The organism is Bradyrhizobium sp. LTSP857, from assembly GCF_000938285.1.
In the GTDB taxonomy this organism is placed as follows: Bacteria; Pseudomonadota; Alphaproteobacteria; order Rhizobiales; family Xanthobacteraceae; genus Bradyrhizobium.
On sequence record NZ_JYMS01000049.1, the window covers coordinates 771,607 to 797,667 of the forward strand.

The 26,061-nt window shown below is 63.9% G+C and carries 26 protein-coding genes; 16 read left to right on the plus strand and 10 right to left on the minus strand.

What is annotated here, in order from left to right:
• The first annotated feature begins 35 nt into the window (after positions 1-35).
• The 3 genes from UP06_RS37145 to UP06_RS37155 are packed head-to-tail and all read left to right on the plus strand — an operon-like array spanning position 36 to position 3,588.
• Positions 36-1,046 carry an ABC transporter permease gene (locus tag UP06_RS37145; RefSeq protein WP_045008581.1) on the plus strand — a complete coding sequence of 337 codons (1,011 nt, stop codon included), beginning with the start codon at positions 36-38 and terminating at the stop codon, positions 1,044-1,046.
• A complete protein-coding gene (locus UP06_RS37150; RefSeq protein ID WP_045008582.1) occupies positions 1,043-1,891 on the plus strand; it encodes an ABC transporter permease in 849 nt (282 codons plus the stop codon). The genes UP06_RS37145 and UP06_RS37150 overlap by 4 nt, the downstream gene beginning before the upstream one ends.
• Complete coding sequence (locus UP06_RS37155) at positions 1,870-3,588, plus strand: dipeptide ABC transporter ATP-binding protein (RefSeq protein WP_045008583.1); 1,719 nt, start codon at positions 1,870-1,872, stop codon at positions 3,586-3,588. Before UP06_RS37150 ends, UP06_RS37155 begins: the two co-directional genes overlap by 22 nt.
• A 21-nt stretch (positions 3,589-3,609) precedes the next feature.
• Here the strand turns inward: UP06_RS37155 and UP06_RS37160 are convergent, their stop codons facing one another.
• The gene (locus tag UP06_RS37160; RefSeq protein WP_045008584.1) at positions 3,610-4,623 is read right to left on the minus strand and encodes a DUF2891 domain-containing protein; all 1,014 of its coding nucleotides are present in this window, start codon (positions 4,621-4,623) and stop codon (positions 3,610-3,612) included.
• Positions 4,620-5,543 (minus strand): membrane protein, encoded by a 924-nt coding sequence (locus UP06_RS37165; RefSeq protein WP_045008585.1) that lies wholly within the window; start codon positions 5,541-5,543, stop codon positions 4,620-4,622. The genes UP06_RS37160 and UP06_RS37165 overlap by 4 nt, the downstream gene beginning before the upstream one ends.
• Before the next feature lie 89 nt (positions 5,544-5,632).
• Between UP06_RS37165 and UP06_RS37170 the strand changes: the two genes are divergently transcribed.
• The gene (locus UP06_RS37170; RefSeq protein ID WP_045008586.1) at positions 5,633-6,547 is read left to right on the plus strand and encodes a LysR family transcriptional regulator; all 915 of its coding nucleotides are present in this window, start codon (positions 5,633-5,635) and stop codon (positions 6,545-6,547) included.
• 26 nt (positions 6,548-6,573) lie between these two features.
• Here the strand turns inward: UP06_RS37170 and UP06_RS37175 are convergent, their stop codons facing one another.
• The 6 genes from UP06_RS37175 to UP06_RS37200 all read right to left on the minus strand — a co-directional run bounded on the left by UP06_RS37175 (position 6,574) and on the right by UP06_RS37200 (position 12,353).
• Positions 6,574-6,975 (minus strand): VOC family protein, encoded by a 402-nt coding sequence (locus tag UP06_RS37175; protein ID WP_045008587.1) that lies wholly within the window; start codon positions 6,973-6,975, stop codon positions 6,574-6,576.
• A 133-nt stretch (positions 6,976-7,108) separates the two neighbouring features.
• Complete coding sequence (locus UP06_RS37180; protein ID WP_045008588.1) at positions 7,109-7,891, minus strand: class II aldolase/adducin family protein; 783 nt, start codon at positions 7,889-7,891, stop codon at positions 7,109-7,111.
• A 16-nt stretch (positions 7,892-7,907) separates the two neighbouring features.
• Positions 7,908-8,900, minus strand: coding sequence for an NAD(P)-dependent oxidoreductase (locus tag UP06_RS37185; protein WP_045008589.1), 993 nt, complete (start codon positions 8,898-8,900; stop codon positions 7,908-7,910).
• A 141-nt stretch (positions 8,901-9,041) separates the two neighbouring features.
• Positions 9,042-9,425, minus strand: a complete 384-nt coding sequence (locus tag UP06_RS37190) for a 4Fe-4S dicluster domain-containing protein (RefSeq protein WP_045008590.1) — start codon at positions 9,423-9,425, stop codon at positions 9,042-9,044.
• On the minus strand, positions 9,422-11,023 hold the full coding sequence (locus UP06_RS37195; protein ID WP_045008591.1) for an FAD-dependent oxidoreductase: 1,602 nt from the start codon (positions 11,021-11,023) through the stop codon (positions 9,422-9,424). The genes UP06_RS37190 and UP06_RS37195 overlap by 4 nt, the downstream gene beginning before the upstream one ends.
• Positions 11,024-11,027: 4 nt before the next feature.
• Positions 11,028-12,353 carry an O-acetylhomoserine aminocarboxypropyltransferase/cysteine synthase family protein gene (locus UP06_RS37200; RefSeq protein ID WP_045008592.1) on the minus strand — a complete coding sequence of 442 codons (1,326 nt, stop codon included), beginning with the start codon at positions 12,351-12,353 and terminating at the stop codon, positions 11,028-11,030.
• 64 nt (positions 12,354-12,417) lie between these two features.
• On the opposite strand from UP06_RS37200, the gene UP06_RS41295 reads away from it, so the two are divergent.
• Together UP06_RS41295 and UP06_RS37205 are read left to right on the plus strand one after the other, a co-directional pair.
• A complete protein-coding gene (locus UP06_RS41295) occupies positions 12,418-12,615 on the plus strand; it encodes a hypothetical protein (RefSeq protein WP_156163457.1) in 198 nt (65 codons plus the stop codon).
• Positions 12,616-12,979: 364 nt separating this feature from the next.
• Complete coding sequence (locus tag UP06_RS37205; RefSeq protein WP_045008593.1) at positions 12,980-14,320, plus strand: LLM class flavin-dependent oxidoreductase; 1,341 nt, start codon at positions 12,980-12,982, stop codon at positions 14,318-14,320.
• A gap of 13 nt (positions 14,321-14,333) precedes the next feature.
• Here the strand turns inward: UP06_RS37205 and UP06_RS37210 are convergent, their stop codons facing one another.
• Positions 14,334-15,425, minus strand: a complete 1,092-nt coding sequence (locus UP06_RS37210; RefSeq protein WP_045008594.1) for an LLM class flavin-dependent oxidoreductase — start codon at positions 15,423-15,425, stop codon at positions 14,334-14,336.
• A gap of 280 nt (positions 15,426-15,705) precedes the next feature.
• On the opposite strand from UP06_RS37210, the gene UP06_RS37215 reads away from it, so the two are divergent.
• The 8 genes from UP06_RS37215 to UP06_RS37250 all read left to right on the plus strand — a co-directional run bounded on the left by UP06_RS37215 (position 15,706) and on the right by UP06_RS37250 (position 23,521).
• Positions 15,706-16,521 (plus strand): ABC transporter permease subunit, encoded by an 816-nt coding sequence (locus tag UP06_RS37215; protein ID WP_045008857.1) that lies wholly within the window; start codon positions 15,706-15,708, stop codon positions 16,519-16,521.
• Complete coding sequence (locus tag UP06_RS37220; protein ID WP_045008595.1) at positions 16,518-17,246, plus strand: ABC transporter ATP-binding protein; 729 nt, start codon at positions 16,518-16,520, stop codon at positions 17,244-17,246. Before UP06_RS37215 ends, UP06_RS37220 begins: the two co-directional genes overlap by 4 nt.
• Before the next feature lie 18 nt (positions 17,247-17,264).
• On the plus strand, positions 17,265-18,269 hold the full coding sequence (locus UP06_RS37225; protein WP_045008596.1) for an NrtA/SsuA/CpmA family ABC transporter substrate-binding protein: 1,005 nt from the start codon (positions 17,265-17,267) through the stop codon (positions 18,267-18,269).
• 23 nt (positions 18,270-18,292) lie between these two features.
• Positions 18,293-19,525 carry an acyl-CoA dehydrogenase family protein gene (locus tag UP06_RS37230; RefSeq protein ID WP_045008597.1) on the plus strand — a complete coding sequence of 411 codons (1,233 nt, stop codon included), beginning with the start codon at positions 18,293-18,295 and terminating at the stop codon, positions 19,523-19,525.
• Between the two features lie 47 nt (positions 19,526-19,572).
• On the plus strand, positions 19,573-20,145 hold the full coding sequence (locus tag UP06_RS37235) for a flavin reductase family protein (protein WP_045008598.1): 573 nt from the start codon (positions 19,573-19,575) through the stop codon (positions 20,143-20,145).
• A 39-nt stretch (positions 20,146-20,184) separates the two neighbouring features.
• A complete protein-coding gene (epsC, locus tag UP06_RS37240) occupies positions 20,185-21,135 on the plus strand; it encodes a serine O-acetyltransferase EpsC (protein WP_045008599.1) in 951 nt (316 codons plus the stop codon).
• A 181-nt stretch (positions 21,136-21,316) separates the two neighbouring features.
• The gene (locus tag UP06_RS37245; RefSeq protein ID WP_045008600.1) at positions 21,317-22,660 is read left to right on the plus strand and encodes an LLM class flavin-dependent oxidoreductase; all 1,344 of its coding nucleotides are present in this window, start codon (positions 21,317-21,319) and stop codon (positions 22,658-22,660) included.
• A 45-nt stretch (positions 22,661-22,705) separates the two neighbouring features.
• Positions 22,706-23,521: a MetQ/NlpA family ABC transporter substrate-binding protein gene (locus UP06_RS37250; RefSeq protein WP_045008601.1), complete on the plus strand. Its 816-nt coding sequence runs from the start codon at positions 22,706-22,708 to the stop codon at positions 23,519-23,521.
• A gap of 109 nt (positions 23,522-23,630) precedes the next feature.
• Here UP06_RS37250 and UP06_RS37255 read toward each other — a convergent pair whose 3' ends face one another.
• Positions 23,631-24,533 carry a GNAT family N-acetyltransferase gene (locus tag UP06_RS37255; protein ID WP_045008602.1) on the minus strand — a complete coding sequence of 301 codons (903 nt, stop codon included), beginning with the start codon at positions 24,531-24,533 and terminating at the stop codon, positions 23,631-23,633.
• Positions 24,534-24,767: 234 nt separating this feature from the next.
• Here UP06_RS37255 and UP06_RS37260 point away from each other — a divergent pair, with 234 nt between their 5' ends.
• Both UP06_RS37260 and UP06_RS37265 read left to right on the plus strand, forming a co-directional pair.
• Positions 24,768-25,691: a 2-hydroxyacid dehydrogenase gene (locus tag UP06_RS37260; protein WP_045008603.1), complete on the plus strand. Its 924-nt coding sequence runs from the start codon at positions 24,768-24,770 to the stop codon at positions 25,689-25,691.
• Between the two features lie 12 nt (positions 25,692-25,703).
• Positions 25,704-26,054, plus strand: a complete 351-nt coding sequence (locus UP06_RS37265; protein ID WP_045008604.1) for a cupin domain-containing protein — start codon at positions 25,704-25,706, stop codon at positions 26,052-26,054.
• Positions 26,055-26,061: the final 7 nt, after the last annotated feature.

A 26,061-nucleotide genomic window follows, 5' to 3' on the forward strand; every position in this document is an offset into this window, starting at 1 on the left:
GCAATGCGAGCGAATAACGCGACGAGGGAGCCGGCATGAGCAATGCTTACCTTGTCTATGCCGCAAAGCGCCTCGCGCAGGCCTTCGTCGTGATCCTGCTCGCTTACGTCCTTACGTTCGTCGTCGTCAGCATTTTGCCGGGCGATCCCATCACAAACGTCCTGCGTGATCCCCAAAACGGGTTCACCGAGGACGAAATCAAAGCGATCATTGCCGCCCAGGGTCTGGACCAGCCGATTCCGGTTCAGCTCTGGACATCACTGTCTCATTTCGTCATCGGCGACCTCGGCCTGTCGATGCGGTCCAACCGACCCGTCGCAACTCTGATCGCCGAGGTTCTTCCATCAACGCTGATCCTCGCGTCTGCTGCGTTCGCGATCGCGCTGCTGCTGGCGGTGACGATCGCCTATGGTACGCAATTTGTTCCGAAACGATTGGGCCAGGGCTTGCTGCGCGGCTTCCCGTCGTTGTTCCTGTCGGTGCCCAATTTCGTCATCGGCTTGGTGCTGATCCACGTGTTCGGCTTCCAGCTCGGCCTGTTCCGCGTGATCGCACCCAACAGCTTTTGGGCGACCTTCTTCGCCGCGGTCGCGCTGGGCATCCCCGTTTCCGCGCGGATCGCCGAGGTGCTGATCGCGAACCTCGACAAGGAATCTGAGCAGGAATACGCTGCGGTCGCGCGCGGCCGTGGTCTGACGGAGATGCGCCTCTTCGCAAAACATCTGCTCAAACCGTCTTCGCTCCCGGTCGTCACCGTTATCGCACTCGCCATCGGTGAGCTGCTCGGCGGCTCGCTGATCACCGAGACAGTGTTCGGACGCACCGGCATCGGCAGCCTGGTGCAGCGCTCGGTGAGCACGCAGGATTTGCCTGTCCTACAGGCGGTCGTCTCGCTCGCGGCAGTCGTGTTCGTGCTCGTCAATTTGATTGCCGACCTTGTCTATCCGCTGCTCGACCCGCGCATAAGTCTGATCGGCGGTCGTAGGGTCCGCCCAACCGCCGCCGACGATAGTGCCGCGGCAACACCCGCGGCAGTGACATCATGACCCTCGCTTCCTTCTCCTCTGCCTCGCGCGTCACGACGATCAGCCGGCTGACCGCTCTTCGCGTGCCACCGACCGTCGCACTTTCCTTCGCGGTCATCGCGTTTGTGATTGCCTGGTCGCTGGCGCCAGACTTGTTCACGAGTCAGAGCCCGATCGTCGGTGTTCCCGCTGAGAAGCTGCTGAGCCCGAATACGGCGCACTGGTTTGGCACCGATCACCTCGGTCGCGACCTCTATACCCGCGTCGTCTACGGCACGGCGTCTTCGGTGACGAGCGCACTTATCGCGGTCGCCATCGCCGCCGTCATCGGCGGCCTCATCGGCCTGCTCGCAGGCTTCCTCGGCGGCTGGGTGGACATCGTACTCGCCCGCCTGGTCGACGTGCTGCTGGCGATCCCGAACTTCCTGCTGGCCGTGATCGTCGTCACTGCGATCGGTTTCGACACCACGAATGCTGCGATTGCAACCGGCATCTCGGCAGTGGCGGTGTTCGCGCGAGTGATGCGCTCGGAGGTCATCAAAACCCGGCAGGCGGTTTTCGTCGAGGCGGCGTTCCTGATGGGCGGCTCGCGCTGGCACATTCTGCTGCGACACGTGCTGCCGAACGCATCGCGCTCGGTGCTCCCGCTCGCAGTCTTGCAATTCGGCCTTTCGATCCTGGTGATCGCGAGCCTCGCCTTCCTCGGCTACGGCGATCCGCCTCCCGCCTCCGATTGGGGCCTGCTGATCTCGATCGGCAAGGACTACCTCAAATGGCCGTGGTTGGTGTACGCGCCCGCCTTCGTCACGATCGCGACCGTCCTCTCTGTGAACAGGATCAGCCGATGGCTGCGCAAGACAGACTGATCTCCAACAAACCCACGGGTGCCGAGCCAACTACGCCAGTGCCGCTACGCCCAATTCCACTGCTGCGGGTCGACGGCCTGTCGGTCTCCTACGGGCCGCACGAGGTCGTGACCAATGTCGGGTTTGAACTGGGCCGCGGCGAGAGCCTCGCTCTCATCGGGGAGTCCGGCTCGGGCAAGTCGACAATTGCCTGCGCATTGTTGCGGCTGCTCCCGAGCGGCGGGCGCGCCACCGGCCGGGTCGCATTCGAGGGCCAGGAGGTGCTTGGGATATCCGAGCGCGGCTTCCGGCCGCTGCGGGGACGAGCCATCGGATTCGTGCCGCAGGATCCCGCCAACTCACTCAACCCGGTACGGACGGTCGGCGCCCAGGCCCAGGAGGCCGCCGCGCTGCTCGACGAGCCTGACAAGGCGATCCGCAAGCAGCTCATTCTTGAGACGTTCGCCGAGGTCGGCCTCGACAACCCGCAACGCATCTACGACTCCTATCCGCATCAGCTGTCCGGCGGCATGCTTCAGCGCGTGCTGATCGGTCTTGCGATCCTTCCACGGCCGGCATTGCTGATCGCGGACGAGCCAACCTCCGCGCTCGACGTCACGATCCAGAAGCGGATCCTCGATCTGCTGACACGGCTGCAACACGATCTCAAGATCAGCCTGCTGCTCATTACGCATGATCTTGCGATCGCCGCCGAGCGGGCGGACGCGCTCGTCGTGCTCAAGGACGGCGTCATCCAGGAGGCTGGCCGAACCGCGTCTGTCTTCTCCTCGCCGGCGTCGGCCTACGCCAGGAAGCTGCGCGCGGACGTCCCGTCCCTCAACCCCGACCGTTACGCCGCGCTGCGCGACACGCGTTTTGGTACCCTCAAAACCGGCGACGGGACGGCACCGAAGATTGAGGTCAGCGCCGTCACGAAGACCTTCACCGTCGACGGCAAGACGCTGACGGCCGTCGACAATTTGACGTTCGCCGTTCCAGCGGGCACCACGCACGCGCTGGTCGGCGAATCCGGTTCGGGCAAGACGACGGCCGTCCGACTGTTGCTGGGCCTCGAGCAACCCGACAGCGGGACGATCTCGGTCGCCAGCGAGCAAATCACCGGTCGCTCGCCGGAGGCACTGCGCTCGGTGTGGCGCCACCTTCAGCTAGTGTACCAGAACCCGTTCACCTCGCTCGACCCGACCTGGACGATCGAGCGGCTGGTGCGCGAACCGCTCGACCGCTTCAGGATCGGAACGCGCAAGGAGCGCGACGAGCAGGTTCACGAGGCGCTGGCGGATGTCGGACTCGGCGAGTACCTGCTGTCCCGCAAGCCGGCCGCCTTGTCAGGCGGCCAGCGTCAGCGCGTCGCCATCGCCCGGTCGCTGGTGCTCAAGCCTGATGTGATCGTGCTCGACGAACCCACCTCCGCGCTCGACGTCAGCGTCCAGGCCGACATCGTCGAAGTCCTGCTCTCGCTACAGGCCAACCTTGGCCTGACCTATGTGTTCGTCTCTCACGACCTCGCGTTGGTGCGCCAGCTCGCCCACACCGTCTCGGTGATGCACCGGGGACGCATCGTCGAGCATGGGACCGTCACCGAGATATTCGACAATCCCCGGCAGCCCTATACGAGGTCGCTGCTGGCCTCGATCCCGTCAGGTGTCGCCAATGCCGCACAAGCACCGCGCCCTCTGCTGATGGCCGCCGCAGAATGACCGCGGACGGCCCCCGTCCGCTCAGTTCGCGTCATCGAGGGCGAGTACGGCAAAGCTCGCCAGCCAGTGTTCGCCCATGTAGTGACTGGCGAGATGGGGAAGACCCGCGGCCAGATGCTCTTGAGCTACCTCATGGGCAATCACACGCCGCGCGTCGTTTGCCGGCAAGGCATCGCCGAGAGAGCGCCAGCACCAGGCTCGGCTGAGATTGAGCCCGTCGAGATGGGCGATCTTGCCGTCAGTGCGATCGGTGACCGTCGCAGGGCGGAACAGCGTTGCCGGCTGCTTCTCGACGAGGCGCGGCAGAAACCCGTCGAACCACGGCAAGAACTCGTTCGGCGACAACAGCCGTCGCATGCACTCGGCCTCGATCAGGGCTGAGGATTGGAAATCGTCGCCGCTGGGCTCACCCCAGGCCGGGCAGTCGCGATCCTCGCCATACCAACGCAGCCCTGTTTCACGCAGCAGCTTGGCGAGCGCTTCATCCTTCCTGAGACCGGCGTAGTCTGCCGCCATGCGCAAACCGAACGCTGTGTTGAAGTGCGTACCGACGCGTACGGGATAAGTCGCGCGCGGCAGGAAATCACGAAAGCGCTGCGCGACGACCTCTGCCAGCGGTGCAAGGCTGCGCGCCCAGCGATCGTCGGACTGGAGCTCGAGCTCGGTCGCCAATCTCAGCAGCCAGGCCCAGCCATAGGGCCGCTTGAAGCCGCGGGCAGTCGGACGGGCAAAATAGGCGCACTCGGCGGCGACCTTCTCGGGAACGAATTGCGCGTCGAACAATGCGCGAATGTCGGGTGCCGATGCGAGGTCGGGAAAGCGGCGCAGCAGTCGCGCCAGCATCCAGTAGCTGTGGACGCAGGAGTGCCAGTCATAACTACCGTAGAAGATCGGATGCAGCTGACTCGGCGTGCGCGCATCCGCAGGCTCAGCCAGCGCATGATCCACATTGTTGGGATATTCGCGCCCGACATGGCCGAGGGCGATGCCGGCGAACTGGGCTGCGTGTTCGCGGGTGAGACGGGATGTGGTCATGCCCTGGCCTTTCGTTTGTCACGGCCGATCAGGGTCTCGATCAGGCGCGGCAGGATGTAGATCGGAAACTGGGTCGCGGCGAAGTATAGCGCCATGCGTGGCGAGGCGGCAGTGCCAAGCGCCGACCAGACCAGCCCGACATTGCGATTGCCAAGAATGAGCCCGACCGTCAGGCGCTCAGGCAGCATTCCCGGCAGCAACACGGCCCCCGCAATTTGAAGGGCCACATTGCAGGCGAACGCAAGGGCAACGCAGAGCATTGCCGCCGGCACATCCGCGGCGATCTGCGCGCGAATGCCGGCCATGGTCGCCACCGCAAAGACCAGAAGCGCGGCGATGATGATCCCGTCGACCACATCGCCATGAGCGGCCAGAACCGGCGCCGCATGCCGGCGGAGCAGGAAGGCAAGGCCCTCGGCGCTGCCGATCAACAGCGCCAGGCGCATCGCGAGCTCAAACGCGCTGATCTCGAGCCCGCCGAACCAACCGGCGAGAAGTGGGATCGTGACCGGCGCCAGCACCATGGACAACACCGTCACCACGAGCGGCACCGCGCCGTCGAGCTCGAGCATGCGTGCCACCGCGGCGGTCCCGCTCGACGGCGGAGCCGAGACGGCGAGCACGATCGCGAGCGCGAGTTCCGGAGCAAGGCCGACGCCACGACCGGTCGCGCCGATCATCAGCGGGCAGCCGACCATGACAATTGCCGGCAAGAGCACGGACAGCGACGGCCGGCGCAACGCCGCGATGACGGCCCCGCCATCGATCCGCAGCAGTGTCCCGAGCACGATCAGGAAGATTGTGGCGGGCATCAGCGGGCGTGCCAGATCCGCGAGCGCCGGACACACCAGCCCTAGCAGGACGCCGAGGGCCAATAATGTCGGTCCGCGCGGGATAACGAGCAGGAGGGAGGATCGCATACGCCTCGCCCAATCAGGTCTTCCACGCCAATAGACCACTCTCCGCGGCATTCTTGAAATCGATTTTAGATATGCTTACCATTGCTCAAATGAATTTAGCTTCCGTCGATCTCAATCTCCTGGTTGCCTTCGAGGCGCTGATGGAGGAGCGCAATGTGACCCGCGCCGGCGCCCGCGTTGGCCTCGCCCAGCCGTCCATGAGCAGCGTGCTGACCCGCCTGCGGGCGCTGTTCGGCGACGATCTGTTCGTGCGCTCGGCCTCGGGCATGCGGCCGACGGCCAAGGCGCTGTCGCTGGGCCGGCCGATCAGCGAAGCACTCGGACAAATCAGAGGCGTGCTGGCGCCTGAATCAGCCTTCGACCCCGCGGCCGCCCGCCGTCGCATGTCCATTGCGGTGACCGACTATGGCGACCTCATCGTTGTGCCGCCGCTGGTCGCGGCACTGCGACGGGAAGCGCCTGGAATCGATCTCGTGGTGCGTCCCATCATCGACACGGCTTTGAGCGTCGCAAGCCTCGAGCATGGCGATATCGACGCGCTGATCGGCGGCCATCTTCCCGCTTCCACGCGCATCACCCGGACGACGCTGTTCGAGGAGCATTTCGTCTGCATTCGCGATGCGAAGCGCGCCAGGCAGAAGGCCCGGCTCACCAAAGACGACTACACCCGCCTTCCGCATGTCCTGTTCTCATCGGCCGGCGGCGACGGGCTTCCGGGCGCGATCGACACCATGCTGGCCCGGCACGGACACAAACGGCGCACGGCGGTCACGCTCGCCCATGTCGTGGTCGTGCCGTTTGCGGTTGCCGGCACCGATCTCGTGGCAACCATGGCCGAGCGCATCGCCCGACGCTTCGCCTCATCGGCAGGCGTGTCCGTCGTTCCGCTCCCCTACGATGTCGACGCCTTCACCATCGACCTCGTCCACACCCGCCGCGCCATGACTGACCCGGCACTGCGCTGGTTCATCGAACTGGTCAATCGTGTTTGCAGGAAGCTCTGACGAACCAACGGGCCGGCAACGGGCCGCTATTTCGGCGCAATCACCTGAGCGATCTCCCAGACATGACCTGAAGGGTCGGCAAAGGACGCAGTTCGCCGTCCCCAGGGGCGATCGATCGGGCCATTAAGCAGATCGACGCCGATCGCCCGCAGCGCTGAGCAGACCTGATCGACGTCGACGACCCTGATCGTCAGGAGTGCGCGCGCCCCTGCGGAGGACTGCGCGACACGCAGCGGCTCGACAAGCGGAGGCGCCCGAGACACGTCGAGCAGATTGATCAGGAGCCCACCAAATCTCAGCACGGATGAGACCGCATCTTCCCAGACCGTCTCGGACGCGAACACTTTCGCGTAGAAGGCTTTCGCCGAAGCAATGTCATCGACGAACAACGTAATGACTTCGACTTCGCTTGGCAGACCAATGGTCATGTCGCACTGCTCCTCACCGTTGCAGGATCGGCCTGCGTGAACGAGACAAGCCGCGCACCGTGATATCTCACGATGTCGCGGCCTGACGCAATTCCGGCGAACCGGGCAACTGCCCGGCCTGGAAGCCGTGGTCCTAGTTGAACAGGTCGGGTTCCGCCTCGGTGATCCAGTCCCAGAGCGGCTGGAAGCTGAAATAGCCGCCCTTGTGGGTGCCGACCTGCCGCGAGGTCAGGCTGGCGATCTCGTGCGGGATCGTCTTTGGCGTGCCGGCGGCCTCGGCAAGCAACTGGGCGCGCGCGGCATTGTCCATCGCGATGTACCACCACGCCGCAGCCTCGATGGTTGGTCCGACCGTGAGCAGGCCGTGGTTCTGCAAGATGGCGGCCTTCTTCGATCCCAACGCTTGCGCAATCTTGCGGCCCTCTTCCGCCTCCAGCACGACGCCGGAGAAGGGATCGAACAGCACGTGATCCTCGTAGAAGGCGCAAGAATCCTGCGTCAGCGGATCGAGTAGACGGCCGAGCGCCGACCAGGCCTTGCCGTAGGTCGAATGGGTGTGGGCCGCCGCGATCACCTCCGGATGCGCTGCATGGATCGCCGAATGAATCACGAAGCCGGCCTGGTTGATCGGCTTGTCGCCGATCAGGATGTTACCGTCGTGATCAACGAGCTGAAGATCGGACACCTTGATCTGGCTGAAATGCTTCGACAGCGGGTTGATCCAGAACCGCTCGGGAAACTCCGGATCGCGCACGGTGACATGGCCCGCGAGCCCCTGATCGAAACCGTAGCGCGAGAACAGGCGGAACGTGGCGGCAAGCCGCTGCTTGCGGTGCAGCCGCTCTTCCTCGAACGACGCCGCCGGCGTGCGCTCGACCAGGGAATATTTCTTCGGCTTGTCGACGACCTTGTTCATGGTTGCGGCTCCTTCTCTAGTATTCGAGATTCCTGTCGAAGACATCGGCCAGCGGGACGCCATGCGCATAGGCATCGAGGTTGACCAGCGTCTTGTCGGCCAGTCGTTTGGTGTCCTCTCCACCCGTCCACGACACGTGAGGGGTCAGGACGACCTTGGGGTGGGTATAGATCGGATCGCCCTCTGGTGGCGGCTCGGGGTCGGTGACATCGAGCGTCGCGCCGGCGATCCGCCCCTCGTCGAGCGCTTGCAACAGCGCGCCCTGATCGACGATCCGCCCACGCGCGACATTGATCAGGTGCAGAGATGTTTTGGCCCGCGCCAATACGTCAGCGTTGATCAGACGATTCGTCTTGGTCGTCGCCGGCAGGGCAAGGACGAGATGATCGGAGACCTCGACCAGTTGCTCGATGCTTTCGACGGGCTCTATGCCCGGAACACCATATGGCCAGGCCGAGCGTCGCAAAACCCTGATGTTGACGCCGAACGGCTTGACGCGCTCGACGACGGCGCGGCCGATGGCGCCGAAGCCCGCGATTCCGACCGTCTTGCCGCTGAGCGAGCCCAGCGGGGTGATCTTCCATTCGGCGCGGCTGCGTGGCCGGATGTCGTGGATACGCTTTTCGAAGCCGAGGATCGCCGCAAGGACATATTCCGCGATTGGATCGGCCGAGATGCCGCGGCCGACCGTGACGACGGGACCGTCGAGCAGCCACGCCGGAAAGAAATCGACTCCTGTCGATGCGGTCTGGATCCAGCGCAGGCCGAACGGCCAGCCCGCTGGCTTGTCCGCAGGCGCCTTGTGCCAGCCCGCCAGTGGCCGCGTCAGCAACACGTCCGCCTCCGGCGCAACCTCCCATGGTGCGAGATCGGCAGGGTGATCGATGATCAGCGGGCGCGACCAGTGATCGGCCAGCGCGGCTCGAATGTCCGCGCCGAGCTGATTGACGATGATCGGTGATCGCACGCTGGTGGATGCGGATCTACTTTCGACGCGGGGAGTGTTCATGTCAGCTCACGATGGTAACGATCAGGACATGCTAGGCGCTCGACGCAAGATAGTCATTTCAAAAATGGTGGGTGTCTTGTAACAGGAGGACAACACGCCTCGGCAAGGCAAACGAATTCGTCTCTGTGTAGCCGACTGAGGCTATTTCCTCTCGATGACGTCAAGCGGCGCCCCTTTCGGCTGCGCCGCAGCCTCACCAGCGCGACGAAATACGGTTTCCATCAGCCACTGCTCGTTCGGAAAGCGATCGGCCCATTCGTCCCAGCCGGAATGCTTCCGGTATTGGCCGAGACGACCGGAGGCCACCACCTCCTCCACATTCACATCGACGCGGCGATCGCAATCCGGCGCGACATAGATCGCATCCGCCTGGCAATAGAGCTCGCACAAGAAACAGGTCTGGCAGTCTTCAACGCGCGCGAGAACCGGCAGGCCGGCTTGCCCGGGATCGATCACGTTGGCCGGACAGACTTCGATGCATGTCCCGCAATCCGTACAGCGGTCCGCGAGGATGAGTTCGATCATGATGCCGCCTCGAGTTGACCCGTTCCGGTCGTCGCGGACGGACCATCGGCGGCCACCCAGACCTGATCCAAGCCGCCGCTCAGCAATCGGTTTGCAGATCGGGGATCCAGTGAAGGAAAATCCTCGCGGCGGTGCAGGCCCCTGCTCTCGTTGCGTGTTGCCGCCGTGGCGACCGACCAGCGCGCGGTTGCCAGCAGCGCCGCGGTCTCGCGCGAAGCGATCGTGCCCGTGTGGTCGTGATCCGCCAATTCGGTCCACAAGCCTTCAAGCGCACGCGCGGATGCTGCAAGTCCCTTTCCGGTGCGAAACAGATTCTTGTCGAACGGATGCATTTCGGCACGCACGCTGGCTCGAATCGCAGTGAGATCGACGGTCTGCACGCGCCTGCGCGGCTCGCGCCCGAGACCAAGTAGCCGAAAACGGCTCGTGCCCGTCTTCACGCCGCGTGCCACGCGCGCGGCGGCCCGTCCGGCGAACACACCCGATGAAAGCGCCCAGGCCGAATTGACATTGCCGCCGCCGGAGATCGCGCCCGCAACCTTCTCGCGTGAAGCATTGTCACCGGCCACGAACAGGCCTGGAACCGATGTCGTGCCATCCACATCGTGCACCCGCACTCCTCCGATGCCCCGAATGGTGCCGTCATTGTGCAAAGTGATCTCGAACCGGTCGCGGTATGGATCGATGCCCCAGCGATCGAACACCAGCGGCACGTTCGGCGAGATCGTATGCAGCCGCGCCTTGATGTTATCAGGCAGACGATGCAGCGAGCAGTAGACCGGGCCGCGCTGGAGCGCGCGCGCAAGACGGATAGTCTGGTCGGGGCCGAACGGAAGATCGAGCTCGTGCCCGTCGGCGTCGTAATAGGTCGCAAACGCATAGGCCATGGTTCGCGTCATCGTCGAATGCGCCGGCGCAATGGTGTAGGCCGCAGTGAACTCCATGCCGGACATCTCTGCACCTGCCTCGGCCGCCATGAGATAGCCATCCCCCGTGTTGGTCCACGATCCCAGAAGATGGGACAGGAAGCTGGTCCCGCCGGCTGCGAGCACCACCGCTCCCGCCTCGATCTGGTACGCCCGCCCGCCATCCTGCCGGCGCTGGCCACGGGCACCGCCAATCGAGCTATCGGATCGCGCCAAAAGTTCGAGGACCGGCGAATGATCGAGGATGGTGACGCCGTGGCTCAGCACCTGCTGGCGCAAGGCGCGCATGTATTCGGGCCCCCGCACAGCGCGGTAATTCACCCGTCCCTCGTCATCGACCCCGAATTTGTAGTAGCGGGCCAGCGTCGGCAACGTGCGCCAGGTCTGGTCGAGGATGCGATACATCCACTCCGCTTCGCCAAGACCAAGGCCGCTCGCAACACGATTGGCCACGGCCGCATCGCGCGCCGCCGGAGGATCGGGCGGGACCCACCAATGACCCGGCCCAGCCGCGGCCGTAACGCCACTGGTGCCGCAATAGCCCTTGTCGGCCAGAACGACTTTCGCCCCGGCCTGTGCAGCGGATGTCGCCGCCCAGGCGCCCGCCATCCCGCCGCCGACGATCAGCACGTCGGCATTTATCGACAACTCTTCGGGTGGCGATGACGCCATGCTCTCACGCTGCTTTGCGCGCACCGGCGCCGGCGTCGGCGGCTGTCAGCGCCTGGCTGAGATCCGCCAGGATATCGTCGGGGTGCTCGATCCCGACCGACAGGCGCACATAGCCAGGCGTGACACCGGCGGCGAGTTGCTCGGCCGCGGTGAGTTGTTGATGCGTCGTCGACGCCGGATGAATGGCCAGCGACCGCGCGTCACCAATATTGGCGACGTGATAGAACAGTTTTAGCGCATCGATGAAGCGCCGGCCGACCTCGACGCCGCCTTTCAGCTCGAAGCCGACGAGGCCGCCATAGCCGCCTTTCAGATAGGCGTCCGCCCTGCGCCGGTTCTCGCCGCTTTGCAGGCCGGGAAAGATCACGTTCGAGATCAAGACGTGCCTGGCAAGGAAGTTCGCGACCTTGATGCCATTCTCGTTGTGCTGACGGATGCGCAGCGGCAAGGTTTCGAGCCCCTGGATGAACTGGAACGCGTTTTGCGGCGCGATCGATGCACCGAGATCGCGCAGCAGCCTGACGCGCGCCCGCAGGATGTAGGCGATCGGGCCGAGCGGCTTCGCGGCCTCGGTCCAGATCGCGCCGTGGTAGGCGTCGTCGGGCTTGTTCAGAAGCGGAAAGCGATCGGCGTGCGCCGCCCAGTCGAAATTGCCGCCATCAACGATGGCGCCGCCGATCGCAGTGCCGTGGCCGCCGATATACTTGGTCGTGGAGTAGACCACCACCGCAGCGCCGTGCTCGAATGGACGTGCAATCAGGGGCGACGCCGTATTGTCGAGAATGAGGGGAACGCCGAGCGATCGGCCGATGTCGGCGACCTCCTTGATCGGAAAGACGTTGAGCTTGGGATTGGGAAGCGTCTCGCCGAAATAGGCCCGCGTCCCGGCGTCCGTTGCGCGGCGGAAGTTCTCGGGATCCGCTGGATCGACGAACCGGACCTCGATGCCGAACTGTTTCAACGTTTGCGAAAGCAACGTCCAGGTCCCGCCGTAAAGATCGGTCGAGGAGACGACATTGTCGCCAGCCTGCGCGATGTTGAGAATCGAAAATGCGGTGGCGGTCTGCCCCGACGCTACGGCAAGCGCAGCCGCTCCGCCCTCCAACGCAGCAAGCCGCGTTTCAAACGCGTCCTGCGTCGGGTTGCCGATGCGGGTGTAGATCGGGCCGAGCTGCTCGAGCGCGAACAGGCGCGAGGCGTGATCGGTGTTCTCGAACTGGAACGACGTGGTCTGGTAGATCGGAACCGCCACGGCGCCGGTGGCCGGATCGGCGCGATACGATCCGCCGTGCAATGCCAGCGTCTCGAAGTTCCGGGTCTCCAAAGCCATCTGCAACTCCTTCGCTCTCAAGGGCTCGCGCGGCGCTCGGTCCGCCTCGCCTGTCGATCGAAGGATGCGTTTGGATTTCTGCGCTGTCGAGCGGGTAGGGAAAATAGCGATGCGCGTGCTGCCTGATCGCGGTTTCGGAATTCGTTTGTTCCTGATCGTTCGCCGAATTGGAAACAAACTCACTCGCACAAAAGAGTCCCAGAGTGGGCAAAGGGCGCTTGCTCAAAAACAAAAATCTGAAAAACAACCCCATGCACAGTAGAACCGCCACCGGCCGGTTGCCGGGGGTGGGGCGGCTTAAGCCCAGGTCAGGCTTGGTTGAATCGACACGCGGGCGCAGAATGCGACGCAGCTCTCCGTGGCGAGGGCAAACCACCAAGCAAGCCTGATTTCATCAAGCTCAGGCCCTTTGACTCGTCGGGCAAAACAGCGGCAAGATCGGATCGTGGAAATCAGGCTCGCGAATGATATTCTCGCCCAGCCACACTCCAGCGCAGCCTTTCCCTACCGAGAGCGACCACCGCACAGCGAACGTTGCGAATTCGCGCATACGACAGTTTTGCGCTTCATTCGACGGTCGCGGCACGATATCTGCGTCTATCGCAAAGCCACCGACGGAACGTGCTATGCTGCCACGCCAATTGCACCTGAACGTCAACCTGCTTCACTCCGGCGTCTATCCGTCGGCATGGCGGCTGCCGGACAGCGATCCGCGCGCCTTCTTCGATCTCGGCCATTACGTGCGTGTGGCGCAGATTGCAGAGCGCGGTAAATTCGATGCGATCTTTCTGGCGGACTCGCCGGCCGTGAACGACCGCATCGACTATCGGTCGTTCACGTCGCTGGAACCGACGATCGTGCTGGCGACTGTCGCGGCCGCGACCAGACATGTTGGGCTGATTGGAACGGTGTCCACAACTTATAACGAGCCCTACAACATCGCCCGCCGCTTCGTGACGCTCGACCATGCCAGCGGCGGACGCTCGGGATGGAACGCGGTCACGACGGCCGACGCTGCTTCGGGCCGGAATTTCGGCCTCTCGTCCGTGACCGAGCACAAAGCGCGCTACAAACGCGCCAAGGAATTCACCGAAGTCATCCACGCGCTGTTCGATAGCTGGGAGGACGACGCTTTCGTCGGCGACAAGGCCAGCGCTCGCTTCGTTGATACCTCGAAAGTGCACCCGATCGCCCATCGCGGCCCGCATTATTCGGTGGCGGGTCCCTTGAACGTCCCACGATCGCCGCAGGGACGCCCGGTCACCGTGCAAGCGGGCGGGTCGAACGACGGCCGCGATTTCGCGGCCGCCTACGCCGAAGCCGTGTTCACGTTGGCACAGAGCATTGAGGAAGGCGTCAGCTATGCCCGCGATCTGCGCGCACGGGCCGCCACCTACGGCCGTTCCGGAGATTCCATCGTCATCCTGCCGGGACTTGCCACCGTCATCGGCAGCACCGAAGCGGAGGCCAGGCGGCGGCAGGACGAACTCTGGGAATTGGTACCGATCGAATACAGCCTGGCGCGGCTTGCCGGCACGCTCCAGATCGACCCTGCACTGCTCGAGCTCGACAAGCCCCTGCCCGATCCGTTGCCGTTGCCGGTCAACGCCAATCACACCATGTTCCAGGGCACCGTGAATCTCGCCCGGCGCGGCAATCTGACGGTACGGCAGCTTATCCGCGCGCTCGGCGGCGGCGTCGGGCATCGCATCATCGTCGGCACGCCGGAGCAGATCGCCGATGATATCGAGGCCTGGTTCAAGGCCGGCGCCGCGGACGGCTTCAACCTGATGCCGGATGTGCTGCCGTCCGGGCTGGAGACCTTTGTCGATACCGTCGTGCCGATCCTTCAGAAGCGCGGGCTGTTCCGGACCGAATACACGGGATCGACGCTCCGCGATCATTTTGGCCTGCCGCGACCGGAGAGCCGCTTCGCGAAGCAGACGCCGGAGGTGGCATCGGCCTAGCCGCTTCCACGATCTATCCCCGCGACTGGACCAGCCCCTCGGCAAGTCCCGCCGACTGCCTCGCCCGCACGCGCGGGATCACCTCGTGTGCAAACCGACGCATCTCGGCCTCGAACGGCTGGAATTGCAGCATGAAGAGTTCGATACCGGCTGCATGGAACGCCTCGATGCGCGCCGCAACCTCGTCATAGCTCGCGACCAGTCCCGCTGCGGTGCCGCCATTGCTGCCGACGCGCGGCGTCTTCTGCATGGTCTGCATCATCACGACCTTGGGGTCGGTATTCTGCTTCTGGATCGCCTTCATCGGCGCGTCCTTTGCGGCCAGGCTAAGCAGCCGCGCGTGGGCGGCCTGCGCCTGCTCCCGGGTTTCGCGGGCGACGACAAAGGCAGAAAGGCCGAAACGCAATGGCGGCGTTGCACCGCGCGGACGCGCCGCGACATCGGCGATCAGGCCGGCCACATCTTCCAGAGGCTGACCGTTGATGAACCAGACGTCGCCGTGGCCGGCAACCAGATCGCGCGCCGGCTCGGATTCACCGCCGACATAGATGGCCGGGCGCTTGCGGTACAGGCTGGTCGGGCGCAGCGCGTAATCGGTGACGTTGAAATGCTCCCCGCTGAAGTTGAGACGCTCACCCTCCATCAGGCGGGTGACGACAGATATCCACTCCCTGCCGTAAGCATAACGGGCATCGTGCTCCGGAAAACCGATCCCCGCCTTCTCCAGTTCCGGGCGGTTCCAGGCATTGACGAGATTGAGCGCAAACCGGCCACGGCTGATGTTCTCGATCCCGAGCGCGAGCTTTGCCAGCACAACGGGGTGATAGAGATACGGCTTGATCGCAGCGATGATCTCGATGCGCTTCGTCAGCGCCGCAATCGCCGCCGCCGCACTCCAGGCCTCGAGTTGATCGAGGTCTTCCTGATGCGGATTGATGGTGTGTTGCGCGATCAACGTTGAATCATAACCGAGCTCTTCAGCCGCGAGCACGAGATCCCGATTGCGTTCCCAGGACGCATCATAAGGCTCTTCCGGATCCTGATGCGCGGCCCGCGGGCCATGCACCAGCGCCCAGATCCCGAAGCGAAGAGGTGAGCTCGCCATCGTACTCTCCCGTGACTTTCCCGGCTCATGTTAGCAATCGTTACTCGTTCTCGCCAATGGCCGGCGCGAGATCAAGCATATCCGCCATCAAAAGATGTTCTTTGTCGCAGACCTGCGCCGTGACGACAGCAGATCACTCCGGAGCGGACGACAATTGAAATAGCGCTCTATTTCTGCCGGCGTGATTTCGTGGGACATTTTGCGCTGAACGAGGTCTCAAATCTTGAGCAATATCGAACTGAGCCAAATCGAACGCACGGTGATCGGTGCGGATGGCGGCCTGCCGTCGCAAAGCAGCGACACATCGCTCGCATCGGCAAGCAGGCTTGGCGCTCGCGGCCTTCTGCTTCTGTCCTGGCTTGCACCCGTGTTGCTGGTCATCGTCTGGGAAGCGCTTGCGCAAGCGGGATGGCTCTCGCCGCAGGTGCTGCCCGCACCCAGCAAGGTCATCCGCACCGCGTTCAAGCTGGTGACCACCGGAACCTTGCTGAACGATCTCGGTGTGAGCTTGCTGCGCGCCGCGGCGGGCTTCGCGCTGGGTGCGGCGGTCGGCGCCGCATTCGGAATTCTGGTCGGCTTCTCGCGGATTGCGGAGGCTACGATCGATCGCAGCGTGCAGATGATCAGGGCCATCCCCTTCCTCGCCTCGCTGCCTTTGGTCATTGTCTGGCTCGGCGTCGGTGAAGCGGAGAAGATCTTCCTTGTGGCGCTTGGCGTCACGTTTCCGATCTACATCAACACCGTGCTTGGCATCCGGCAGGTCGACCCCAAGCTGCTCGAGCTCGGCCGGGTCCAGGGCCTGAGCTCGATCCAACTGATCAGCCGCATCATCCTTCCCGGCGCGTTGCCGTCGATCCTGACCGGGGTTCGCTATGCTCTGGCCACGGCATGGCTTGCACTGGTCGTGGCCGAAACCATCGGCGCGCAGTCGGGTATCGGCTTTCTCGCGATGGACGCACGCGAATTTCTGCGCACCGACGTGATCATCCTGACCATCGTGATCTATGCGCTGATCGGCATCGCGGCCGACGCCATCGCCCGATTGCTCGAAAGGCGCCTGCTCGCCTGGCATCCGAATTACGGAGCGGCGCGATGAACGTTCATGTCGCTCCGCGTTACGCAGCGCCTTCCGAGTCAGGACCGGCCGTCATTGTCAGCAATCTCGTCCGCCGCTACGGCAGCCGCGTCGTCATCGAGAAGCTGAACCTGCGCATCGAGCGCGGCGAGTTCGTCGCCCTGCTGGGCGAGAGCGGTTGCGGCAAGACCACGCTGTTGCGGGCCCTTGCCGGCCTCGATCCCGTCCAGGGCGGACGCATCGTGGCGCCCCGCCGGCCGGCAGTGGTGTTTCAGGAACATCGGCTGCTGCCCTGGGACAACCTCTGGCGCAACGTCGCGCTCGGCTTGCAGGCCCAAGACGCGCGCGAACGCGCCGCCGAAGCGCTCACCGAGGTCGGCCTCGGTGACAGGCTCGACGACTGGCCGCGCAACCTCTCCGGCGGACAGGCGCAGCGCGTGGCGCTCGCTCGGGCGCTGGTGCAGCAGCCCGAGCTCCTGCTGCTCGACGAGCCGTTTGCCGCACTCGATGCGCTGACCCGAATTCGCATGCATGAGCTCGTCCGCGAACTGGTCACCAATCATCAGCCAGGCGTCCTGCTGGTCACCCACGACGTCGACGAGGCGATCGCCCTCGCCGACCGCATCCTGGTGATGCGTGATGGCGCAATCGCCTTTGAGCATCGCGCGGCGCGCGACGGTTCGGCATCCATCTCGCGCGCGGAGCTGCTCGGCGAGCTTGGCGTGATCTCTCATTCTCCCAACTAGGTTCTCCGGAAGGCCAACATGTCCGATTCCTCCATCGCCAAACCCTCCCGGCGCAGCTTCCTCGGCTCCGCAGCCTTCGGCATTGGCGCGCTCGCCGGCATGAACATCTCTGAGCTCGCGCAGGCCGCGCCCGGCCGCACCACGGACACGGTCCGCCTGACCTGGGGTCTGGGCGGCCTCAACCTGATCGCCAGGGAGCGCGGCGAGTTCGAGAAGCAGCTCGCCAGGGACGGGATCAAGGTCGAATGGCTTGGGCCCTTCCCGAACCACGCGCCGACCTTGCAGGCTGTCACCGGCGGCAGCGCCGACTTCAGCTTCGGTGGCAGCACCACGCCTGCGCTGGCCGCCATCATTGCCGGTTCACCGCTGGTGTTCACGCAGTTCGTGGTCTACGAGCCCCGCACCACGGCAATCATCGCCAAGGACGGCTCCGGCATCGACAGGATCGAGGATCTCGTCGGCAAGTCGGTCGCGGTCAATCGCTCGGGCCTCGGCGAATTCCTGCTGGTTGCAGCACTCGAGAAGCACAAGGTCGACCGCTCCGCGGTGAAATTCGTCTATCTCAATCCGCCGGATGCCGCGCCGGCACTTGCCGCCGGCAAGGTCGACGCCTGGTCGATGTGGAGCCCCGGCGTCGACATCGCCCGACTCGAATACAAGGCGCACGACATCTTCCTGGAAGGCCGCGACCTCGAATTCCAGATCGACTACACGTCCTACCTGACCACCCGCAAATTCGCGACCGACAACCCTGCACTGGTCCGCGCGGTGACCGACGCGTTCCGCGCCGAAGGCAAGTGGGTCTCGGAGAACAGCAAGGACGCCGAGTACATCGCGCAGAAAGCCGGGAAATACAGCGACGAGGTTCGCGACCGGTTCATCGCAATGAAGCGGCAGTATCGCTACTTCGCGGTCAACGACGAGCAATTCATAGGCGAGCTGCAAAAGGCCGCCGACTGGCTCGTCGCCCGCAAGGTTCTGCCCGAACCGGTCAAGGTGACCGATCACCTCGCCCAGCTCTAAGTCCGTTCCAACAGGCCGAGGCAATGAACAAGACCGTATCCACGCCCTCTCTGACGCCGTCCGAACCGCTCAAGACCCGCTCATCGGAACTGGAGGCCTTGCTCAACCACATCGCCGAAGGCGCAAGCGATCGCGAGCGCGACCGCGTGCTGCCGTTCGACGTGATCGATCTCATTCGCCACGCCCGTCTCGGCGCGCTGCGGCTCCCGGTAGGCGCCGGCGGCGCCGGCAGCACGATCCGTGATCTCATCGCATTCGTCATCCGGCTCGGCGAGGCCGACGCCAATGTGGCGCATATCCTGCGCAACCATTTCAGCGTGGTCGAGCGGCTGGTACGCACTCCCAAGGATGAACAGAGCCGGCAATGGCAGAAGGCGGTCGCCGAGGGAGCCATCATCGGGCTTGCAACGACCGAGCTCGAAAGCCCCCTCGTCGGCAATGTGACGCCGGGTACGACGTTCACACCCGATGGGAACGACGATTATTTGCTGAACGGCACCAAATATTACAGCACCGGGACATTGTACTCGGATTATGTCCTGGTCCGCGCTGCCGATCCGTCCGGCGCGACCGGCACCACGATCGTGCCGATCAAGCGCGACGGGATCGAGCTGGTCGACGACTGGGACGGGCTCGGGCAGCGTCTTACGGCCACCGGCACGACCCATTTCCGCAACGTCAGCGTCAAGCGCGAGGAAGTGGTGTTCGATGCGCCTGATACCGGCTACGGCGTGCCCTACTCCAATACGTTCGCCCAGCTGTTCCTGACGGCGGTCGTTGCGGGCATTGCGCGCGCGACGCTGCGAGATGCGACAACGCTGGTGCGCTCGCGCAAGCGCACGTTCTATTACGCGCCGACTGAAATCCCGACCGAAGACCCGCTTCTCCAGCAGACGGTCGGCCAGATCGCCAGCGGCGCTTTTGCGGCCGAGACGGTCGTGCTCGCGGCGGCCGAAGCGCTGGACGTCGCGACCGACGCCTTCGACACCGGTGCCTCCAACGCGGCAGAGGCAGCTCACGCGGCGGCCCTGCTCTCGGCCAAGGCAAAAATCATCGCGGACGATTTCGCCATCCGCGGCGGCAGCCTGCTGTTCGATGTCGGCGGCGCGTCGGCCACCAAGAAGGTCACCAACTTCGATCGACACTGGCGCAACGCACGGACGCTGTCGTCGCACAATCCGACGACCTACAAGGCGCGTTCGATCGGTGAACACGAGATCAACGGCACGCCGTTGCCGGCGAAGGGCTTCTTCTAGGGAAGCCGATGCCGGCATGCGACGGTCCGACGCAAGGAGAGACTGACATGGGAAGGTCGGACATCCATCTCGTCACCGACGGCAACGAGATCGAACATCAGTTCCGCGCGGTGATGCGCCGCCTCGCTGGCGGCGTCAGTATCATCACGGCCGGGCATGACGAGGACATCAACGGCATGACCGTCACGTCCCTGACATCGCTGAGCGCGAGTCCGCCGCGCGTGCTGGTCAGCGTCAACCGGCAGGCGTCATCCTTCGCGCTGATCGAGCGCTTCGGCGTATTCGGCGTCAACATCCTGGGCTCCGACCAGCAGGAGCTGGCGAGCCGGTTCAGCAACGGTCGTCTCAAGGGCCCGCAACGTTTCGAAGGCGTTCCGTGGTCTGCGGGGACGTCGGGCGTGCCGCTGCTTGGCAACTCGCTGGCGACCGTCGAATGCCGGGTCGAAGAGATCATCGAGCGCTACTCGCACGGGATCATCGTTGGAAGTCTCTTGAGCTTCGAGCTGTCATCCCAGCTGTCCGGACTGGTCTACTGGAACGGGCAATACATCGAGATCAATCACGATGTCGACCTCGATCTGCTTGCCGAGATCAGTATTCCCCTGGCCCATGTCAGGTGACATTATCATCCGACACCACCCCGATGGGACTGAGGCGGTATGAAGCACGAAATCCCCCACGAACCATCCGACGACGAGGCGCGCGCCCCCGATAGCCCGACGCAGCGGCGGTGGCAGCTCGAACGGGTCGTCGCCGCGCTCCGCGTCTCCCGGGAGGAGACCCACAGCATCCGCCGGGATGGCGAGGCCCGCCGCGCCCCCTCGCGCGAGGCGCTTCAGGCGATCCTGGACGGCCTGACCGAAGCGCTGTTCCCGCGTCACTATGGCCAGTTCGATCTCGACGGCGAGAATATCGACTACTTCGTCGGCAACCGTCTCAGCATCGCGCTCGACGGACTTTGCGACCAGATTCACCGTGCTGCGCTCTTCATCGGCGACGAGCTCACGCCCGGATTCCGGCGCGACGACACGGTCGAGCTGACGCGCAAATTCGCTTCCCAGCTACCCGACGTGCGCGGGCTGATCATCAGCGATCTCCGCGCCGCCTTCGTCGGCGATCCCGCGGCGAGAAACTTTCCGGAGATCCTGATCGGCTATCCCGGGATGACCGCGATCATCCACCACCGCCTGGCCCACATCCTCCATCAGCTCGGCGCGCGGCTGATTGCGCGGTTGGTGGCGGAGATCGCGCACACCCGGACCGGGATCGACATTCATCCCGGCGCCAGCATCGGCTCCGGCTTCTTCATCGACCACGGCACCGGTGTCGTCATCGGGGAGACCGCCATCATCGGCGACAATGTGCGCATCTATCAGGCGGTCACGCTGGGCGCCCGTCACTTTCCAACCGACGACGAGGGCCATCTGATCAAGGGCGACGCGCGGCATCCGATCGTCGAAGACGACGTCGTGATCTATGCCGGCGCGACGATCCTTGGCCGCATCGTCATTGGCCGCGGCTCAACGATCGGCGGCAATGTCTGGGTGACCAGGGATGTGCCGGCCAACAGCGTGGTGACACAGGCCACGGCCGGAACACGATCGGCCTAGACGCCCGCCAGCTCTCAACACCCTAACGCGGCATCATCTCCGTCTCGCGGCATTGCCGCTAGATTCATGCTCGCTTCGCATTCAACAACGCAAATCCATTTCATCGACATTGCTCTCGCTGACGCCATAGAGTTCGGTCCAATCGTGCCGCATTGACGGCCTGCATCCGGACATCCGAACCATGAGCAACCAACGGCAGCTTGTCCTCAATCTCTTCATCTACCCCGGCGGTCACCACGAAGCCGCGTGGCGCTACAAGGGATCGGCGTCGGATCGCATTCTCGACATCACCTATTACCAGGAGCTGGCGCAGCGCGCCGAGGCGAGCAAGTTCGACGCCATCTTCTTTGCAGACGGACCGGCACTGGCCGATAACGTCCGCTACGCCCAGCGCTTTCGCTTCGAGCCGATCACGTGGTTGGCGGCGATCGCGGCCGTCACCAGCCGCATCGGCCTGATCGCGACGGCATCGACGACCTATACCGAGCCGTACAATCTGGCACGGCTGTTCGCGTCACTCGACCATCTGAGCCGCGGCCGGGCCGGCTGGAACATCGTCACCACCAGCGCGCCACAGGCGGCGCAGAACTTTGGCCTGCCCGAGCATCCCCCGCACCACGAGCGCTACGAGCGTGCCCGCGAATATCTCGACGTGATCTCGCGGCTCTGGGACAGCTGGGAGGATGACGCGCTCGTCAACGACCCCGCCTCGGGCATCTTCGCCGACACCAGCAAGATCCACACGCTCGACCATGTCGGCAAGCATTTTCGCGTGCGCGGTCCGCTGAACATCTCTCGCACCCCCCAGGGCCGGCCGGTCTATGTGCAGGCTGGCGCCTCCGACGACGGCCGCGCCTTCGCCGCCCGTTACGCAGAGGCGATTTTCACGGCTCACCAAACGCTGGAGTCGGCCAGAGCCTTTTATGCGGACATCAAGCGCCAAGCCCGCACCTTCGACCGCGGCCCCGATGAGATCAAGATCCTGCCCGGCATCAGCCCCTTTATCGGCAGCACGCAGGCCGAGGCGGATCGCCTTCAGGACGAGTTCAACGAGCTGATCCAGCCCGAATATTCCCTGACCCAGTTGCGCCAGATGATCGGCGTCGATCTCACCGGATATGATCTCGACGGTCCCGTCCCCCGGCATCTGATCGACACCGCGAGCGCGCGCGGCGTCGCCAGCCGCTTCAAGCTCGTGGTCGACATCGTCGACCGCGAAAAGCCGACGATCCGCCAGCTGGTGCAGCGCCTCGCCGGTGCGCGCGGCCACTGGGTCATCGCCGGAACGCCGGAAAAGATCGCAGACAATATCCAGACCTGGTTCGAAGGCGGCGCGGCCGACGGTTTCAACGTGATGCCGCCCTGGCTGCCCGGCGGCATCGATGCCTTCACCGAGCACGTCGTCCCGATCCTGCGCAAGCGCGGCCTGTTCCGCGAGGAATACACCGGCACGACCTTGCGCGAGCATTACGGCCTCGTACGGCCGGCGAGCGTCTACTCCAACGCGGTCAAGGCGATCGCCTGAGACCGCACCCGCACTCACCTTCAAACTCGAGATCAGTCAACAGACATGAAGACAGCGTTGTTTCTCCTCTCCGGCCTTTTGGCTCTCTCCCCCTTCGCCGCCGTAGACTCTCTGGCCCAGCAGCCCGCGAAACCCGAGCTGAGGGTCGGCTTCGTGCCGGGGCCGTATATCGATGAGTTCAAGATCGGGGTTGAGCCCGAGCTGAAGAAGAAGGGCTACAAGATCCGCTATGTCGAATTCTCGACCGGCCTTGAAGCCAACAACGCCGTGTTCAAATCCGAGATCGATGCCAATGTAATGCAGCACACGATCTTCCTCGATTCCTACAACGAGCGGCAGAAGACCGATCTCGTCGGCATCGTTCACGTCCCGACACCACCGATGGGTCTCTATTCGAAGAAGCACCCGCTGGGTTCGCCGATCAAGCCGGGTTCCAGCGTCGCGGTGCCGAACGATCCCGTCAATCTGCAGCGCGCGCTGTGGGTGCTGCGCGACCTCGGCCTGATCGAGATCCGCGATAGCAAGCCGGTCGAGGTCTCCGAGCTCGATGTCATCAAGAATCCCGGCGGCATCAAAATCGTTCCGCTCGAGGCCGCGCAGGCGCCGCGGGCGCTCGACGATGTGGATTATGCCGCCGTCCAGGGCAATTTCGCGATCTTCAGCGGATTGAAGCTGACCAACGCCTTTGCACTGGAGAAGATGACGACGCCCTACATCAACGTGCTTGCGGTGAAGAAGGCCAACGCCAATTCCGAATGGGCCCAGGACATCGTCGCCGGCTACAAATCGCCGACGTTCAAGGTCGCGATCCAGGCCGACCGGTTCTATGACGGGTTCACTTTGCCTGATTACATGAAGTGAGCGGAACGCATGTTCGAATTCACGCTTGAATGGGCCAACCGCCGTTCCGTTGCGGAGCTAGTACCGTGCCGATCGTTGTGCTGACGACAGCGAGCGGCGCGATATGCCCTCAACCAAGGGCCTGGCTTGCCAGCGCGTAGGTTACGGGCATCTCTTCAGAACGCTCGTTGGGATCGCGGAAGTGTCCTCCCAACGACATCGTCGTAACGGTGTCGAAGACAGCCAGGCCCGACCGAGCGACGAAGGAGGAGAATTCCCCGTCAGCAAGGTGCGTATCAAGCCTCAGAAACTCTCCATCATGGGCAGTCACATGCGGCGCCACCACAGCAATCGCGTCTCTGTCGTTCGAAGCCACCACAGGACCGATGACATGCCCTCGCCCAAACGGACGGCAGAGCGCAAAGGCCTCGAGGCGGCCACGCCGGTAGAGGCCAAAGCCAACGGATTGCTGCAGGAGAGCTGCGAGCAGCTCGAGGCGACATGCACCAAATCCTTGCGCATCAAGTTCAGCGACACCCGCAAGATCGGCTTGATCCAGACGACGCAGTTCGGCTCCTTCGGGAGGGCGCGGCATCTCATCGGGTCGCCGCGCCTCGGCTTGACGCTGGAAAACCGTTCTCTCAAGGCGGAAGCCGAGCGACAGATAGAGCTTGCGCGCTGCACGCGTGGCATTGAGGCGCAGATTGCGTCCCTTGCATTCGGACAGAACGCGCTTCATCAGCCACTGCGCGGTGCCGAGGGCCTGAAGACGCGGAGAGGTGATGACCATGGCAACGGTGGCGAAGTCTGAGCCATGGGGAAACCACATGGCCGATCCGAGTACCCGTCCGATTTCGTCGTGAGCCACGATGCCGTGGCCAACCTCACGCAGAAACTGCCAGTCCTCGGCGCGATGCGGCCAGCCGACGCCAATTGACAGCGCATGGAGCCAGTCAAGCTCGACCGTATCGATATCGGCCGCATGTGCCTCAAAAGTATCGACTGTAAACGAACTGGAGATGCGCTTTTCCATGGCTCCCTCTCGATGAGCCCAATATCGATCGAATGATCTCACTCCGGGCGCACTCGAGCGGCCCAGGCGAGATCAGCATAAGCCATACGCCGCCGCAGAATGCATTTCAAAATGACCGCGGCGCGAAACAATCCACCAAATCGCAATCGCATTCGGCATGGAAACGAGCCCTCGTCCGCTTATGTTCCCTCCATCCGGCGAGTTCGCCATCTTCTGCCCCTGCAAAATCGACCAATGGCTTTTCTGTTCAATTCCGACGCCGAACGTGGAGCCGTTTTTCGCAACGCCTTCGCTCGCGAGCTCCCCGACCTGCCCTTCGCAATCGATTCCGCCACGATCGATCCCGATCAGGTTCGCTACGTGATCAGCTGGACGGTGCCCCATGGGCTCGAACGCTATCGCAATCTCGAACTGCTGTTTTCAGTTGGGGCCGGCATCGACCAATTTCCGCTAACATCGATACCATCCGAGGTGAAGGTGGTCCGGATGGTGGAAGACGGCATCATCCGGATGATGCAGGAATATGTCACACTCGCGGTGCTGGCGCTCCACCGCAACCTCCCGGCCTATCTCGATTTGCAGCGGCAACGCCAGTGGCGGCCTCTGCCGCAGAAGCAGGCTACCGACCGGCGGGTTGGGCTGCTCGGACTTGGCGTGCTCGGCCGCGCCGTGCTGGAGAGTCTGAAGCCCTTCGGCTTTCCTTTGAGCGGCTGGAGCCGATCAGCCAAGACGATAGAGGGCGTTGCGACATATTGCGGCCACGCTGGCCTCAGCCAAATGCTCGGCGAGACCGACATCCTCGTCTGCCTGCTTCCTCTCACGGCAGACACCCACGGGATCTTGGATCGCAGTGTGTTTGCGCGGCTGCCGAAAGGCGCGGCGCTGATTCATGCGGGACGCGGCGCGCAGCTCGATCACCTCGCGCTGCTGGCCGCTCTGGACGACGGTCAGCTCGCCGGCGCCGTCATCGACGTCACTGAGCCGGAGCCGCTGCCCTCCGATCATGCGTTCTGGACTCATCCGAAGGTGCTGCTCACCCCGCATGTGGCAAGTGCGACTCAGGCCGAGACCGCTGCGCGCGCGGTCATCGACAACATCAAGCGATACAAGGCGGGCCTCGATCTGATCGGGCTCGTGGATCGAACTCGTGGTTACTGAAAGGAGCCCAATTTGCTACTGAAATCGATTGATCCCAACCCGGCCTTCGCTCCAAAGGAGTCCGGTCCAACGCCAGAGCGGCTCATTGCCGGCACACCGCACTACAAGACCTGGGCACAAGACGCGGCCAAGGGCGAACTCGTCCATACCGGCGTATGGGAAGCGACGCCCGGCGAAACGCGTTCCATCAAGGGCGAGACCTTCGAGTTCTGTCACATCATCTCCGGCACCATCGAGATCACCCCGGACGGCGGCGATCCCGTGACCTTCACAGCCGGCGACAGCTTCGTCATGAAGCCCGGATTTACGGGCGTGTGGAAGACCATCGAGACCGTCCGCAAGATCTACGTCACGGTGGCGTGATGCCTTT

Coding starts and splice junctions, on each gene's coding strand:
- UP06_RS37160 (WP_045008584.1), bottom strand. CDS start 4,623: ATGACCACATCCCGTCTCACCCGCGAACACGCAGCCCAGTTCGCCGGC.
- UP06_RS37245 (WP_045008600.1), top strand. CDS start 21,317: ATGAGCAACCAACGGCAGCTTGTCCTCAATCTCTTCATCTACCCCGGC.
- UP06_RS37235 (WP_045008598.1), top strand. CDS start 19,573: ATGGGAAGGTCGGACATCCATCTCGTCACCGACGGCAACGAGATCGAA.
- UP06_RS37210 (WP_045008594.1), bottom strand. CDS start 15,425: ATGGCGAGCTCACCTCTTCGCTTCGGGATCTGGGCGCTGGTGCATGGC.
- UP06_RS37150 (WP_045008582.1), top strand. CDS start 1,043: ATGACCCTCGCTTCCTTCTCCTCTGCCTCGCGCGTCACGACGATCAGC.
- UP06_RS37195 (WP_045008591.1), bottom strand. CDS start 11,023: ATGGCGTCATCGCCACCCGAAGAGTTGTCGATAAATGCCGACGTGCTG.
- UP06_RS37165 (WP_045008585.1), bottom strand. CDS start 5,543: ATGCGATCCTCCCTCCTGCTCGTTATCCCGCGCGGACCGACATTATTG.
- UP06_RS37145 (WP_045008581.1), top strand. CDS start 36: ATGAGCAATGCTTACCTTGTCTATGCCGCAAAGCGCCTCGCGCAGGCC.
- UP06_RS37250 (WP_045008601.1), top strand. CDS start 22,706: ATGAAGACAGCGTTGTTTCTCCTCTCCGGCCTTTTGGCTCTCTCCCCC.
- UP06_RS37220 (WP_045008595.1), top strand. CDS start 16,518: ATGAACGTTCATGTCGCTCCGCGTTACGCAGCGCCTTCCGAGTCAGGA.
- UP06_RS37185 (WP_045008589.1), bottom strand. CDS start 8,900: ATGAACACTCCCCGCGTCGAAAGTAGATCCGCATCCACCAGCGTGCGA.
- UP06_RS37180 (WP_045008588.1), bottom strand. CDS start 7,891: ATGAACAAGGTCGTCGACAAGCCGAAGAAATATTCCCTGGTCGAGCGC.
- UP06_RS37230 (WP_045008597.1), top strand. CDS start 18,293: ATGAACAAGACCGTATCCACGCCCTCTCTGACGCCGTCCGAACCGCTC.
- UP06_RS37155 (WP_045008583.1), top strand. CDS start 1,870: ATGGCTGCGCAAGACAGACTGATCTCCAACAAACCCACGGGTGCCGAG.
- UP06_RS41295 (WP_156163457.1), top strand. CDS start 12,418: ATGCGTTTGGATTTCTGCGCTGTCGAGCGGGTAGGGAAAATAGCGATG.
- UP06_RS37225 (WP_045008596.1), top strand. CDS start 17,265: ATGTCCGATTCCTCCATCGCCAAACCCTCCCGGCGCAGCTTCCTCGGC.
- UP06_RS37205 (WP_045008593.1), top strand. CDS start 12,980: ATGCTGCCACGCCAATTGCACCTGAACGTCAACCTGCTTCACTCCGGC.
- UP06_RS37255 (WP_045008602.1), bottom strand. CDS start 24,533: ATGGAAAAGCGCATCTCCAGTTCGTTTACAGTCGATACTTTTGAGGCA.
- UP06_RS37260 (WP_045008603.1), top strand. CDS start 24,768: ATGGCTTTTCTGTTCAATTCCGACGCCGAACGTGGAGCCGTTTTTCGC.
- UP06_RS37170 (WP_045008586.1), top strand. CDS start 5,633: ATGAATTTAGCTTCCGTCGATCTCAATCTCCTGGTTGCCTTCGAGGCG.
- UP06_RS37175 (WP_045008587.1), bottom strand. CDS start 6,975: ATGACCATTGGTCTGCCAAGCGAAGTCGAAGTCATTACGTTGTTCGTC.
- epsC (WP_045008599.1), top strand. CDS start 20,185: ATGAAGCACGAAATCCCCCACGAACCATCCGACGACGAGGCGCGCGCC.
- UP06_RS37200 (WP_045008592.1), bottom strand. CDS start 12,353: ATGGCTTTGGAGACCCGGAACTTCGAGACGCTGGCATTGCACGGCGGA.
- UP06_RS37190 (WP_045008590.1), bottom strand. CDS start 9,425: ATGATCGAACTCATCCTCGCGGACCGCTGTACGGATTGCGGGACATGC.